The organism is Micromonospora tarapacensis, assembly GCF_019697375.1.
Taxonomy (GTDB): domain Bacteria; phylum Actinomycetota; class Actinomycetes; order Mycobacteriales; family Micromonosporaceae; genus Micromonospora; species Micromonospora tarapacensis.
On sequence record NZ_JAHCDI010000004.1, the window covers coordinates 1,574,770 to 1,588,048 of the forward strand.

11 protein-coding genes and 1 pseudogene are annotated in these 13,279 nt (G+C 74.3%); 4 read left to right on the forward strand and 8 right to left on the reverse strand.

Annotated elements, in window-relative coordinates:
* Positions 1-41 precede the first annotated feature (41 nt).
* Positions 42-1,043: an MBL fold metallo-hydrolase gene (locus KIF24_RS13035; RefSeq protein WP_221084265.1), complete on the reverse strand. Its 1,002-nt coding sequence runs from the start codon at positions 1,041-1,043 to the stop codon at positions 42-44.
* Positions 1,044-1,093: 50 nt separating this feature from the next.
* Complete coding sequence (locus tag KIF24_RS13040) at positions 1,094-1,927, reverse strand: SAM-dependent methyltransferase (RefSeq protein WP_221084266.1); 834 nt, start codon at positions 1,925-1,927, stop codon at positions 1,094-1,096.
* 184 nt (positions 1,928-2,111) lie between these two features.
* On the opposite strand from KIF24_RS13040, the gene KIF24_RS13045 reads away from it, so the two are divergent.
* On the forward strand, positions 2,112-3,116 hold the full coding sequence (locus KIF24_RS13045; protein WP_221084267.1) for an acyl-CoA dehydrogenase family protein: 1,005 nt from the start codon (positions 2,112-2,114) through the stop codon (positions 3,114-3,116).
* Between the two features lie 55 nt (positions 3,117-3,171).
* Here the strand turns inward: KIF24_RS13045 and KIF24_RS32745 are convergent, their stop codons facing one another.
* The 6 genes and pseudogenes from KIF24_RS32745 to KIF24_RS34470 form a co-directional block, all read right to left on the reverse strand.
* Positions 3,172-3,912, reverse strand: coding sequence for a thioesterase domain-containing protein (locus KIF24_RS32745; RefSeq protein WP_331461364.1), 741 nt, complete (start codon positions 3,910-3,912; stop codon positions 3,172-3,174).
* Complete coding sequence (locus KIF24_RS13050) at positions 3,807-7,133, reverse strand: non-ribosomal peptide synthetase (RefSeq protein WP_230415544.1); 3,327 nt, start codon at positions 7,131-7,133, stop codon at positions 3,807-3,809. Before KIF24_RS13050 ends, KIF24_RS32745 begins: the two co-directional genes overlap by 106 nt.
* Before the next feature lie 27 nt (positions 7,134-7,160).
* Positions 7,161-7,391, reverse strand: coding sequence for an acyl carrier protein (locus KIF24_RS13055; protein ID WP_221084268.1), 231 nt, complete (start codon positions 7,389-7,391; stop codon positions 7,161-7,163).
* Positions 7,392-7,418: 27 nt separating this feature from the next.
* Entirely contained in the window at positions 7,419-8,810 is a 1,392-nt protein-coding gene (locus KIF24_RS13060; protein WP_221084269.1) for an NAD(P)/FAD-dependent oxidoreductase, read from the reverse strand.
* A gap of 76 nt (positions 8,811-8,886) precedes the next feature.
* Positions 8,887-9,279, reverse strand: a complete 393-nt coding sequence (locus tag KIF24_RS34460) for an AMP-binding enzyme (RefSeq protein WP_331461108.1) — start codon at positions 9,277-9,279, stop codon at positions 8,887-8,889.
* A gap of 196 nt (positions 9,280-9,475) precedes the next feature.
* Positions 9,476-10,477: pseudogene (locus KIF24_RS34470) on the reverse strand (AMP-binding protein); the annotation flags it as partial.
* Between the two features lie 176 nt (positions 10,478-10,653).
* Here KIF24_RS34470 and KIF24_RS13070 point away from each other — a divergent pair.
* The 3 genes from KIF24_RS13070 to KIF24_RS13080 are packed head-to-tail and all read left to right on the forward strand — an operon-like array spanning position 10,654 to position 13,252.
* On the forward strand, positions 10,654-10,848 hold the full coding sequence (locus KIF24_RS13070) for a ferredoxin (RefSeq protein ID WP_221084270.1): 195 nt from the start codon (positions 10,654-10,656) through the stop codon (positions 10,846-10,848).
* Positions 10,849-10,853: 5 nt separating this feature from the next.
* Positions 10,854-12,005: a steroid 3-ketoacyl-CoA thiolase gene (locus tag KIF24_RS13075; protein ID WP_221084271.1), complete on the forward strand. Its 1,152-nt coding sequence runs from the start codon at positions 10,854-10,856 to the stop codon at positions 12,003-12,005.
* A 5-nt stretch (positions 12,006-12,010) separates the two neighbouring features.
* Positions 12,011-13,252, forward strand: a complete 1,242-nt coding sequence (locus KIF24_RS13080; protein ID WP_221084272.1) for a CaiB/BaiF CoA transferase family protein — start codon at positions 12,011-12,013, stop codon at positions 13,250-13,252.
* Positions 13,253-13,279: the final 27 nt, after the last annotated feature.

Genomic DNA, 13,279 nt, shown 5'->3' on the forward strand with positions numbered 1-13,279 from the left:
CCCCCGGCGCCCGGCCGGCAGCGCCCGGCCGGGCGCCGGGGTCAGCGGGACGTGGCGCCGAGCAGCCGGCTCTCCCCGACGGCGAGATCCCAGAGGGCCGCGGCCGGCCGGCCTGACTCCGCCCATGCCTTGCGGGCCAGCTCGACAGGGGCCAGCACCGGCTCGGCCGAGAGCGCGAACGTACCCCAGTGGATGGTCATCATCCGGTCCGCCCCCAGGTCGCCGCAGGCGCGGACCGCCTCGGCCGGGTCCATGTGCAACGGCTTCATGAACCAACGCGGACGGAACGCGCCCACCGGCAGCAGCGCGACGTCGATGCCCGGGAAGCGGGAACCGATCTCGGCGAACGCCGGGCCGTAGGCCGAGTCGCCGGCGAAGAAGACCCGGTGAGCGGGCGGACCGGCGGCGGTCATCAGCCACCCGCCCCACAGGCTCTGGCAGGTGTCGAAGAGGCCCCGCCGGCTCCAGTGGTGTGCCGGGGTGAAGTCGAACCGCACGCCGCCCACCGTGGTCGACTCCCACCAGTCCAGTTCGACGACCCGGCGGAAGCCCCGTGCCTGGAACCACCAGGCCAGCCCGGCGGGCACCAGCACCGGGGTGTCCCGGGGCAGCCGGCGTACGGTCGGCTCGTCGAGATGGTCGAAGTGGTTGTGGCTGATCACCACCACGTCGACCGGCGGCAACGACTCCCAGGCCACGCCCGGTGGCGTGTACCGGGCCGGCGTGCCCGGGATCTTCTCGGCGAAGACCGGGTCGGTCAGCACCACCCGACCGCCGAGCTGCACCAGGCAGGTCGCGTGCCCGATCCAGGTCACCGCGGCCTGCTCGGGGAGGGGGCGGGGCACCGCCTCGTCGACCACCGGTACCCGTCCGGCGGTCGGGCCGCTCGGCCGGTTGCCACGCTCACGGGTCAGCCGCAGGACCGCCGCCGGGCCGGGTACCGGATGGGTGAGCCGGTCGGCGAAGCCGCGCGGCCAGGCGCGCCCGGCGGGCCGACCGGCGAGCCGGGCGAGGACGCGGTGGACGGTGCGGGGTCGGTACACGGGTCCTCCTCAACTCCGCCCGGGTCGGCCCCGGGCCGTAACCGGACGGGTCAGCCTCGGTCGGGCCGACGGGCGGTGAGCATCAGGTAGCCGAGACAGGATTCCGCGACCGCCTGCAGGTCCAGTACGGCGTTGCCGACCTGGCGCAGCACCCGCGGGCCGTACGTGCCGGAGAGACGCTCGCGTTCCCGGGCGACGGCCTCCCGGGTGGCCCGGTGCGAGCGGCGCACGTGCGGACCGGCGTCCAGCACGTCGACCAGTTCGAAGCCGGCCTCGCGCACCTGGTCGGCGTACGCCTGCGCGGTGGGCGGCGTCGACATCGGCATCCTCGCCCAGATCCGCTCCTGCTCGGCATCCATCGGGCGGGCCAGGGTCAGCTCGGCGAGGACCAGCCGGCCCCCGGGCCTCAGCACCCGGTGCGCCTCGGCCAGCGCGGCGGCCTTGTCCGGCACGTGCACCAGCACCTCCAGGGCCAGTGCCGCGTGGAAGCTCTCGTCGGGGTACGGCAGGTCGGTGGCGTCGGCGCGGGCGAAGCGGACCCGGTGGGCCAGCCCCTCCTTGACCGCGAGTTCGCCGGCCCGCTCGACCTGCCAACCGCTGAGCGAGACGCCACTGACCTCGGCGCCGGTGACCCGGGCTATCCGGCGGGTGGGACCGCCCGTGCCGCAGCCGATGTCGAGCACGTGGTCGCCGGCACCGATGGCCAGCCGGCCGGCGAGTTCGTCGTTGAGGCGTTCCTGCGCCTGCGGCATGGTGGCGTGGTCGTCGTCGTCGGTCCAGAACCCGTAGTGCAGGTTGTCGCCGTAGACGGCGTCGAGGAAGGCGCCCATCAGGTCGTAGAACGTGCCGACCCGTTGGGAGCGCGTTGCTGGGTCTTCGGTCACCGTGCCGACCTCCCGCGAGCGTCGTGACAGGCCCCAGCTTAGTGCCGGATCGACCAATACAACACTCGGCTATGTAGCTTTCAGGCTAGCCTATGTGGCTTCTAGGCTGCCAATGGCCTGTTCACTAGGCTGTCCGCAGAATCCACACACCGACTGACGACGGAAACGGACGGTGGACCGACTGATGAGCAACTCTGCCAAGGTGTTGGACCGCGCGGAGCGCATCGCCGACGAGGTGCTGTTCCCGGCGGCGGAGACGGTCGACGCGGGGGAGACGGTGCCGACCAGCCACCTCGACCTGCTCGCCGCCGAGGGCTTCTACGGCGTCGCCGGCCCGCCCCATTTCAGCGAGGCGTCGGCCGAGGACACCGCGACCGCGGCCCGGGTGATGGAGATCATCGCCAGCGGCTGCCTCACCACCGCGTTCGTCTGGGCGCAGCACCACAGCGCGGTGATGGCGGCCACGCACAGCCAGCGTCCGGGGATCGCACAGGAGTGGCTGGAGCCGCTGTGCCGGGGTGAGCGGCGGGCCGGGCTGGCCATCATCGCGGCAACCCGGCCCGGACCGCCGGCGGTACGCGCCGAGCCGGTCGACGGCGGCTGGCTGCTGCACGGCGACGCGCCCTGGGTGACGGGCTGGGGGCTGGTCGACACCCTTTTCACCGCCGCGCGGGACGCCTCGGACACGCTGGTCTGGTCGCTGATCGACGCCCGGGAGAGCGACACCCTGAGCGTGACGCCGGTCGACATGGTCGCGGTCGCGGCCAGCCGCACCGTGCAGGTCACCTTCACCGGGCACTTCGTGCCGGAGCGCCGGGTCACCGGCACCGTCCCGCACGAGGTCTACCTGCAACGCGACCCGGCGACCCTGCGGTTCAACGGTTCCCTGCCGCTGGGCGTGGCCACCCGGTGCGCGCGGCTGATCGGGCCCGGTCCGCTGGACGCGGCGATCGACCGGTGCCGGGCCGACCTGGACGCCGCCGGCCCCGCGGAGCTGCCCGCGGCGAGGGCCGCCGCGGCCGCCCTCGCGCTGCGTGCCGCCGGGCTGCTCGCCACCACCACCGGCAGCGCCGCGGTGCTGCGGCACCGTCCGGCCGAGCGGCTGATGCGCGAGGCGCTGTTCCTGCTCGTCTTCGGCACCCGGCCGGCCATCCGCGCCGACCTGCTCGACCGCCTGCACCGAGGCTGACGCGCCGACAACTTCCCTGATGTTGCCGGGCCGACCCGCAGCGGAGACGGCAGTGTCAGGGAAGTTGCGGACAGAGCGCGGCGGTGATCGCGGCAGCGACCGCGTCGACCTTGTCGGGGTCGGTCACGGCGAAGTGATCGCCCGGCACCTGCTGGCGGGGCGCCGGGCCAGGCAGCCGGTCACCCAGCGGTACCAGGTAACCTCCGGCCGCGCCGCCGAGCGGGGTCCGGGCCACCAGCAGGTGCGCGTCCAGGCCCGGTGCGGCCGGTACGTCGTAGCGGACCAGGGCACGGGTGTGCGCGGCGAAGACGCCGAACAGCCGCAGCGCGGCGGGCAGGCCGAGCGAGACCAGGTCCGGCCGGGAGCCCGCCACCTGCGGCCAGAGCGCCCGCAGCGTCTCCTCGGCGGTGAGTTCGGTATCCGTCGCGGGCAGTTCGCCAGTCACCTCGCCCCGGGTCACATCGGTCAGGAACGCCCGGACCAACTCCCCGGCGCTCGGGGCGGCGGGGGCACCGGCCGGGCCGACCCACGGGTCGATCAATACCGCGGTGCAGTCCCGGCCGTCCGCGCAGAGCTGCCGGCCCAGTTCGTACGCCAGCACCGCCCCCAGCGACCAGCCGACCAGGCGCACCGGTGTGCCCGCCGGCAGGACGGCGCGGATCTCGTCGAGGTAGCCGCCGGCCAACTCGGTCAGCGTCGGCGGCACCGGGACGGTGGTGTCCAGCGCGGGCGACGCGACACCGAGCACCGACCAGTCGCCGCGCAGCCGTTCGACCAGCTCGCGATAGCAGAGCAGGTCGCCACCGACCGGGTGGACCAGCACGACGGTGGGCCCGTCGCCGGGGCCAGCGGCTGCACCGCCGACGTCGCGGCGGCCCGGTCGTGGGCGTCGAGCAGCCGGGCCAGCTCGGCCACCGTCCGGTGCTGGTACAGGGCGGCCAGCGGTAGCCGGCTGCCGAACTCCCGCTCGACCCGGTTCATCAGCTGTGCCGCCTGGAGCGAGCTGCCGCCGAGGCCGAAGAACGGGTCGTCGATGCCCACCGACGCCACGTCGAGCAGTTCCGCCCAGAGCTCGGCCAGCCGCCGCTGGGTGGCGGTCCGCGGGGCGCGGAACTCGCCGGCGTCCGGGGCCAGCCCGGCGGCCGTGGCGGCCAGCGCGGAGCGGTCCACCTTGCCGTTGCCGGTCAACGGCAACGCGTCCCGGATGTCGATCACCGGCGGCACCAGGTACGCGGGCAGCGCCGCGCCCAGCGCCGCGCGCAGCTCGTCGGCCAGGTCCGGCCGTGCCGTCTCGGCGGCGACGAAGGCGACCAGCGACGCGCCCCGCTCGCCCCGTCGGGCGACCACCACGGCGTCGGCGACGCCGGGCTGCTCGACCAGGGCGGCCTCGATCTCCCCGAGTTCCACCCGGAAGCCGTTGATCTTCACCTGCGGGTCGTCGCGGCCGAGGAACTCGATCACCCCGTCCGGCCGGTACCGTCCCAGGTCACCGGTGCGGTAGAGCCGCTCGCCGGTGCCCGGATGGGTGACGAACGCGGCGGCGGTCAGCTCCGGCGCGTGCAGGTAGCCGTCGGCGAGCCCTCGCCCGGCGATGTACAGGTCCCCGGGCACCCAGTCGGGCCGGTGCGCGAGTTGGGCGTCGAGGACGTGGAAGCGCTGGTTGCGCAGTGGCCAGCCGTACGGGACGCTGGTCCACTCGGCCGGCACGCTGGCCGGCACGTCGAACCAGTTCGACCAGATCGACGCCTCGGTGGCGCCACCGAGCGCGACGCAGCGGGCGGCCGGTGCGATCTCGGCCAGCTCGCGGCCCAGCGGCAGCGGCACCCAGTCGCCGCTGACCATGGCCACCCGCAGCGCCTTCGGCCGTTCCCGTTCGGGCGCAGCGCGGACGTAGTCGACGAACATCGCCAGGTAGGCGGGGACCGAGTTCCACACCGTCACCCCCGCCCGGCAGGCCAGCTCGTGCAGGTGCACCACCTCGCGGGCCTGATCCGGGTCGGGCACGACCACCGTGCCGCCGACGGCCAGCAGCCCGAACACGTCGTACACGGACAGGTCGAAGGTGAACTCGGAGACCGCCAGCACCCGGTCGGCGGCGGTGACGCCGAAGCGATCGTTGATGTCCACCACGGTGTTCGCCGCGCTCTGGTGGCGGATCATCACGCCCTTGGGTGTGCCGGTGGTGCCGGAGGTGAAGATCACGTACGCCAGCGCCTCCGGTACGTCGGCCGCCTCGCGGTCGGGCAGGTCGTCGCCCGCCGGCAGGTCGCCCAGGCGCCACCGTACGGCGTCGGCGGGCGCGCCGTCGAGGTCGTCGTCGGACTGACCGAGCACGGCCCGAACGCCGGCACCGGCGAGGATCTGCGCCCGCCGCCGCAGCGGCCAGGCGGGCGAGACCGGCACGTAGGCGGCGCCACTCAGCAACACCCCGAGCAGCGCCGCGATCTGCTCGACGCCCCGGTCGACGACGACCGCGACCAGGTCACCCGGGCCACGCCCGGCCGCCCGCAGGGCGGCGGCGACCGCACCGGCCCGCGCCCGCAGCTGCCGGTAGGTGACCGCGCCGGTCGGGGTGAGCACCGCCTCGGCGTCCGGGGTGCGGCGCGCCTGCGCCAGGAAACCGCCGTGCAGCGTCTGCGGGGCCACCTCGACGGCGGTGTCGTTGACCTGCGCCCGCACCGCCAGCTGCCGGTCCGGGGTCAACCGGTCACCGCCGGCCGAGGCCCAGGCCGCGTCGTCGGTGGCCAGGTCGACCAGCAGCCGCCGGTACGCGGCGAACATGTCGTCGACCAGGCCGTCCGGATAGAGGCCGTCGGCGGTGTCCCAGCTGAACACCATCTCGCCGGACCGCATGAACACCTGGTGGTCGAAGGCGACCTGCGGGGTGCGGACCAGCGACTCGCGACGCTGCCAGCCGAGCAGTTCCAGGAAGACCGGGTCGCCGTCGGAGCCCAACCCGAGCATGCTGGTGAACACCACAGGCATCCGGGCGCCGGAGACGGTGCCGGATCGGCGGTTCAGCTCCCGGATCACCGACACGCCGCTGAACGCGCCGTGGGCCATGTCGCGCAGCATCCGGGAGCGCAGCGCGGTCGCGTCGGCGGCGAAGTCGCTCCCGCCGCCCGCCGGCGAACACTCCAGCAGCAGGGTGCTGGCGAAGCTGCCGATCAGCCGTGACACGTCCGGGTGCAGGTTGAGCCGCTCGCCGTACATGACGTTCACGGTGAACCGGGGCTGGCGGCTCCAGTGCCGCAGCACCCGGGCGAACGCGGCGGCGACGGCCATCGTCGGGGTGAGCCGGCGGCGGCGCAGCGCCGCGGTGAACGCGTCGGTCAGCTCCGCCGGCAACGCGAAGGTGCGCCGCACCAGCGGGCCGTCGTGCCGCCCGCCCCGGCGCAGCGGCAGCTCCGGGGCACCGGGCAGGTCGTCGAGCCGGGCGGTCCAGTAGCTGCGGGCCGCCGCGTACTCCGGGCCGTCGCGGCGCTGCTCCAGTTCCCGGCGGTACCGCTCGTAGGTGAAGTCCAGCGGCGCGAGGACGCCGCCGCCGAGCACGGTGCGCAACTCCTGGGCGAACACCTCGCCGGACTGGCCGTCGAAGACCATCAACCGGCCCGCCATCTGCACCAGGAACTCGGCCTCGTCGCACCAGACGACCATCCGGAAGGCGGCCGGGCCGGCCAGCGGAGGCCCGTCGCCGGCCAGCTCCCGGCGGCTGGCGGCCAGCAACTCGGCGCGGCGCCGTGGCGACTCGCCCCGCAGCGACCGCACCGCCAGCGGCGACGGCGGATCGTCCAGGATCCGCACCTGGCCGTCGTCGTCGATGGCGCAGCGCAGCATCGGATGCCGGCGGACGAGGGTGTCCACGGCCGCGCCGAACGCGTCGATGTCGAAGGGCGGGCAGGCGTACTCCTCGTAGAACAGCGCGGGGCCGCCGAGCTGGAAGTCGCCCAGCTCACCGATCAGGTAGGCCTGTTGCAGGTCGCTGAGTCCGAACCCGGTTGCCGTGAGCTGGTCCATCGTGCTCCTCGCTGGCGTTGACGGCGGTCAGCCGACCGCGAGCTGTTCCCGGACGGCCACGAGCAGTTCCGCGGGCGTCGGGCGGTCGAACACCTCGAACAACGGCAGCGAGACGCCGAACTCCTCGGCGACGTGGTGTACGAGGGCGGCGGCGGCCATCGAGTCGCCGTCGAGGTCGGTGAAGAAGTCGGAGTCGTCGGCGACCGACTGCTGAAAGATGAGCTCCCAGACCTTGCGCATCCGTTGCGGATCGTCCACGCCAGCCTCCTCGTCGCTGGTCAGGGCTTACACGATGGCGCGCAGGGCGAGCCGGGCCAGTGGCGCCGTCCGGTCGGTGCGGTGCTCGTAGCGGTCGGCCCCGGTGGCGGCCGCGCTGACCCCCCGTACGCCGAGGTAGCGCAGCGGTTCCGGCTCCCAGCGGCGCGAGGCGTTGTCCACCCAGCACAACCGGGTCTCCGGCCGGCTGACCCCGGCGACCAGGGCGGCCAGCGACCGGGCGGCCAGGTTGCTCAGCGCGATGCCCTCGCCGCCGTAGCCGCCCGCGTGACCGAGCCCGGTCTCGCGGTCGTAGACCACCTCGGGCTCGGTGTGTCGGTGCAATCCGTACACGCCGCTCCACTGGTGTGACACGGGCACGTCGGCCAGGTCGGGGAGCAACTCGGCCAGGGTGCGCCGCAGCCGGTCGTGCGCCCGCCGCCCGGCGGCCGTCCCACGGTCGGTGGCGGAGCCGAACCGGTAGTAGGCGCCACGGCCGCCGAGCACCAGCCGGTCGTCGAGGGTGCGTTGCAGGTAGCCGAACTGGTATCGGGACTCGGCGACGGTCCGGTGGTCGCTCAGACCCAGTCGCTGCCAGGCGGCGGCGTCCAGCGGCTCGGTCGCCAGCACGTACGAGTGCAGCGGCAGTACCCGGCGGGCGTGCCCGGGCAGGCGCCCGGTGTAGCCCTCGGTGGCGCACAGCACCGAGCGGGCCCGGACGGTGCCGCGGTCGGTGACCAGCAGACCCGGTGCGATCCGGGTCGCCCGGGTGCCCTCGGCGACGCGTACCCCGGCGTTCGACCGCGGCGAGCAGGCCGCGGGCGATGCGGGCCGGCTGCACGGCGGCGCAGTGCGGGTGTACGCGGTGGCCCGCACGCCGGTCAGCCCGATCTGCTCGGCGGCCGGCGCGCCGACGGTCAGGGTGAGTCCGCCGATGCCGAGCCGGCTTCGCACCTCGTGCCAGCCCCGCAGCCGGTCGACCTGCGGCGCGCTGCGCGCCACGTAGAGCGAGCCGTCGTGCCGCCAGTGCGCGTCGATTCCCTCGGCGTCGAGCACCCGGCGCAGCTCGTCGAGGGTGCGCTGACCGGCCCGGTACAGCCGCATCGCGGCCATCGGTCCGTGCCGGCGGACCAGACCCGGCAGCAGCGCGGGCATCTCGGCCGTGCACCAGCCGCCGTTGCGGCCGGAGGCGCCGAACCCGGCCTGTCCGGCGTCGATCACCACCACCGACAGGTCGGGATGCAACGCGCTCAGGTAGTAGGCGGTCCACAGGCCGGTGTAGCCGGCGCCGACGATGGCCACGTCGGCGGTGGTGTCGCCGTCCAGCGGCGGCCGGGGTGCGAGCTGGTCGGCGGGCAGCCCGTCGAGCCAGAGCACCCGGTCGGTGTCCGTGCCGGCGGTGGCCGGCGGGCGGCTACTCATGCCGGCACTCCGCTGCGCTCCGTGCCGGCATGAGGCACCACCCCACTGAGCTGATGATTCACTCGCTGACGCTCGCTCATGCTGTCAGCTCGCGGGCCAGCGCGCGCCGGTCGATCTTCCCGACCGGGGTGTACGGCAACTCGGGCGCGACGTGCAGCCGGTCGGGCAGCTTGAACTCGGCCAGCCCGCGGGCACGCAGGAAGTCGTGGACCTCGGCGAGGCTGGGCGGGGCGTCCCGCGCGACGATGACGGCGCAGGCCTTCTCGCCCAGCCGGGGGTCGGGCACCGGCACCAGGGCGGCGGTACGCACCGCCGGGTGGGCCACCAGATGGGCCTCGACCTCGTCGACGGAGATCTTCTCACCGCCCCGGTTGACCACGTCCTTGATCCGGCCGACCACGACCAGCCGACCGGCGTCGTCGCGGCGCACCAGGTCGCCGGTGCGCAGGAACCCGTCGGTGGTGAACACGCTGCGGTTGTGCTCGGGCACGGCGTAGTAGCCGCGCAGCGTGCACGGGCCCCGGGCCAGCAGTTCGCCGACCTCGCCGGCGGGGACGTCCCGGTCGGCCTCGTCCACCACGCGCAGCTCGTCGGCCGGGCTGAGCGGGGTGCCCTGGTGGTGGCGGCGGCCTCGTCGCCGTCGCCGGGGCGGGTGAAGCAGAGCACTCCTCGGCCATCCCGAACCAGTGGGTCAGGGTGGCGCCGGTGGCGGGGCGGACCCGGCGGGCCACCTCCGGGCTGAGCGTGGCGCCGCCCACCTCGATGACCAGCTTCGAGAGGTCGGCGCCGAAGATGCCCGCGGTCTCCGTCCACACCGGCAGCAGGGCCGGCATCAGGGTGGTCAGGGTGACCCGCTCGGCGGCGATCAGCGCGAACACCTCGTCGGGGGCCGGGCTGGCGGCCAGTACGGCCCGCCCGCCGGCCCGCAGCGCACCCAGCACGCCGGGGCAGCCGAGCGCGGCGTTGTGCGCCACCGGCAGCGCGGCGAGGTAGGCGCCGTGCTCGTCGAAGCCCATCGCCTCGGCCGTGGCCCGCAGCTGGAAGGCGTAGTCGTCGTGGGTGCGCGGGATCAGCTTGGGCAGGCCGGTGGTGCCGCCGGAGAGCAGGAAGAACGCCACCTCCGACGGGTCGGGTGCGGGCAGGTCCACCGGCGCGGCGTCGACATCGCGCAGCGCGGTCAGCTCCTGCGCGTCGCCGGCCACCAGGACGTGCTTGACCCCGGGCACCGCCTGGCGGACCGCCCGGGCCAGGTCCCGGTGGTCGGTGCCGGCGACCACGTCGGGCACCACCAGCGCCACCGCGCCGGAGTATTCAGCCAGGTAGCTCAGCTCGGCCCGGCGGTGGGCCGGCAGGGCGAGCACCGGCAGCGCGCCGACGCGGAAAAGCGCCACACACGTCACCACGAAGTCGGGGGTGTTCGGCAGCTGCACGACGACCCGGTCGCCGGCGCCGACGCCGAGCGCGACCAGACCGGCCGCCAGCCGGTCGGCCCGGGTGTCCAGCTCGGCGTAGCTGTGCCGGCCGTGGCGGGTCACCAGGGCGGTGCGGGCCGGGTCGCGAGCTGCCCAGCCGCGCAGCAGGTCACCCAGCACCTCGCCACGCCAGAGGCCGTCCCGGCGGTAGCGCCGGGCGAACTCGTCGGGCCAGGGGACGCATCCGGTCAGCATGGTCGGCCTCCTGGACGTGCCGGACGGGAAGCTTCCGCCGGAGCGGACCGCCCGACGCTATGCGAAGTGTCTTCTTCGGCGCAAGTGTCTGTTGCTTCTACCTGTCGGCAAATCCTACATGCGTCATCTATCGTTGGCGTGCCCCGGCCAATCCGACAGGAGCGTGGGAGAAGACGATGTGGATAGTCGTGGACTACGACCGGTGTGACAGCCACGGGATCTGCGCCGACAGCGCCCCCGAGGTGTTCGAGATCCGGGACGACGACCTGATGTACGTGCTGGTCGAGCGGCCGACGGCGGAGCAGTTGCCCCAGGTGGAGACGGCTGTGCGCGGTTGTCCGAAGCTTGCCCTGTCGCTGCGGGAGGAGTGAGTGCCGTGGCGGAGGCGGTGATCGTGGCGGCGGCGCGTACCCCGATCGGTCGGCGGGACGGCTGGCTCAGCGGGCTGAAGGCGGTCGAGCTGCTGCGCACGGTGCAGCGGGAGGTGCTCGACCGGGCCGGACTGCCGCCGTCGCAGGTGGACCAGATCATCGGCGGTTGCGTCACCCAGGTCGGCGAGCAGAGCCTCAACGTCACCCGCAACGCCTGGTTGAGCACCGGGCTCGACCCGGAGGTGGCCTGCACCACCGTGGACGCGTCCTGCGGGTCGGCGCAGCAGGCCAATCACCTGGTCGCCGCGTTGATCACCGCCGGGGTGATCGACGTGGGCATCGCCTGCGGGGTCGAGTCGATGTCCCGGGTGCCGGTGGGCACCAACCTCTACCAGGGTCCGGGGCACTACAAGACCGCCGACTACCCCTGGGACGACCCGCCGAAGGCGCAGTTCGGCGGCGCGGAGCGGATCGCCGCCCGGTACGGCGTCGACCGGGCCGCCGCCGACGCGTACGGCCTGCGCTCCCAGTCGCGCGCGGCGCGGGCCTGGTCGCAGGGGCGCTTCGACGCCGAGGTGGTCGCGGTGCGTGCCCCCACCGCCGACGGCGGCACCGTCGAGGTGACCCGGGACCAGGGGCTGCGCGACACCAGCCCGGAAGGGCTGGCCGCGCTGCGGCCGACCATCGAGGGCGGGACGCACACCGCCGGCACCACCTCGCAGATCTCCGACGGCGCGGCGGCCCTCCTGTGGATGTCGGCCGAGCGGGCCGCCGCGCTGGGGCTGCGCCCCCGGGCCCGGATGCTGCACCAGGTGGTCACCGGCTCCGACCCGTACCTGCTGTTGCAGGGGCCGGTGGTGGCGACCCGCAAGATTCTCGACCGGGCGAAGATGCGGCTGTCCGACATCGACCTCGCCGAGGTCAACGAGGCCTTCGCGGCGGTCGTGCTCGGCTGGGCGGTGGCTCACGACGCCGACCTGGACCGGGTCAACGTCAACGGCGGGGCGATCGCGCTGGGCCATCCGTTGGGTGCCTCCGGCACCCGGCTGCTGGTCACCGCGCTGCACGAGCTGGAGCGCGCCGACCGGGAGTTGGCCCTGGTGACGATGTGCTGTGGTGGCGCGCTGGGCACCGCCTCGATCCTGCAACGGATGTGATCCCGATGGATGGCGCAGCGTCGTACCGCGACGCCGGGGACTTCTTCCGCGAGGCCCGCGACGATCTGGCGGGGCCGCTGGACGGTGTCCGGGTGTTGGATGTGACGAAGGTCTGGTCCGGCCCGCTGACCAGCGCGATCCTCGCGGATCTGGGTGCGGACGTGATCCGGGTGGAGCTTCCGCACGGCCGCGACGGCGAGGTGCCGCCACGGATCCCGGGCACCGGCCTGTCCTGGTTCCGGCAGACCGTCAACCGGAACAAGCGCAGCGTGGGGCTCGACCTGCGCGAGCCGTCCGGCCGGGAGACGTTTCTGCGGCTGGTCGCCACCGCCGACGTGGTGGTGGAGAACTACCGGCCCGGCACCCTGGACGGTTGGGGGGTGGGCTGGGCGCAGTGCCGGGCCGTCCGCCCCGACCTGGTCCTCGTCTCGATCTCCGGCTGGGGCCAGTACGGCGACCGGCGGACCGCGGGGGCGTACGACCCGATCGTGCAGGCGGCCAGCGGCTGGATGTCGCTCAACGGCGACCCCGACGGCGGCCCGGTGCGGGCGCCGACGTTCCTCGCCGACGAACTGGCCGGGTTGCACGGCGCGATCGGCGCGCTGGCCGCCCTCTGGCACCGTCGGCGTTCCGGCGAGGGCCAGCACGTCGACGTGGCGATGTTCGACGCCATGCTCGCCGGCAGTGCCGGGCTGCACACCCTCGCCGCCGCGGGCCGGCCGCCCGGACGGTGGGGAAACCAGACCGACTTCGTGGTGCCCGCCAACGTCTACGCCTGCGTCGACGGGCAGGTCTACCTCGCCGTCGCGCTGGACCGGCACTGGCGGGCGCTGGCCGAGGCGATGGGCCGCCCGGAACTGGCCCGCGCGCCGGGGTTCGCCCGCGCGGCGGACCGGTTGGCCAACCGGGTCGAGGTGGACGCGGTGGTGGCGGGCTGGTGCGCCGCCCGGGCCGCCGACGGCACGGTCGCCGAGCTGGTCGGGCGGGGCCTGACGGCCTCCCGGGTGCGCACCGTCGCCGAGGTGGTCGCCGATCCGCACCTGGCGCAGCGGGCCATGCTGCAGCCCACCGTGCTGAGTGACGGCAGCAGCGCCCCGATCGTCGGGCCGCCGGCGAAGTTCTCGCGTACGCCCACCCGGGTCCGGCACGGCGCGCCGGCACCCGGCCAGCACACTGCGCATGTGCTCGCCGAACTCGACGCGGCGCCCGTCGGTATGCCAAAGAAAACATACGACACTACTTGCTGATCGCGTCGCCGATGGGCCAGTATGTTG

Bases quoted from the DNA above. Each gene is read 5' to 3' on its own strand.
- KIF24_RS13045 (WP_221084267.1), top strand. From the start codon at position 2,112: ATGAGCAACTCTGCCAAGGTGTTGGACCGCGCGGAGCGCATCGCCGAC.
- KIF24_RS13050 (WP_230415544.1), bottom strand. From the start codon at position 7,133: ATGGACCAGCTCACGGCAACCGGGTTCGGACTCAGCGACCTGCAACAG.
- KIF24_RS13060 (WP_221084269.1), bottom strand. From the start codon at position 8,810: ATGAGTAGCCGCCCGCCGGCCACCGCCGGCACGGACACCGACCGGGTG.
- KIF24_RS13070 (WP_221084270.1), top strand. From the start codon at position 10,654: ATGTGGATAGTCGTGGACTACGACCGGTGTGACAGCCACGGGATCTGC.
- KIF24_RS13080 (WP_221084272.1), top strand. From the start codon at position 12,011: ATGGATGGCGCAGCGTCGTACCGCGACGCCGGGGACTTCTTCCGCGAG.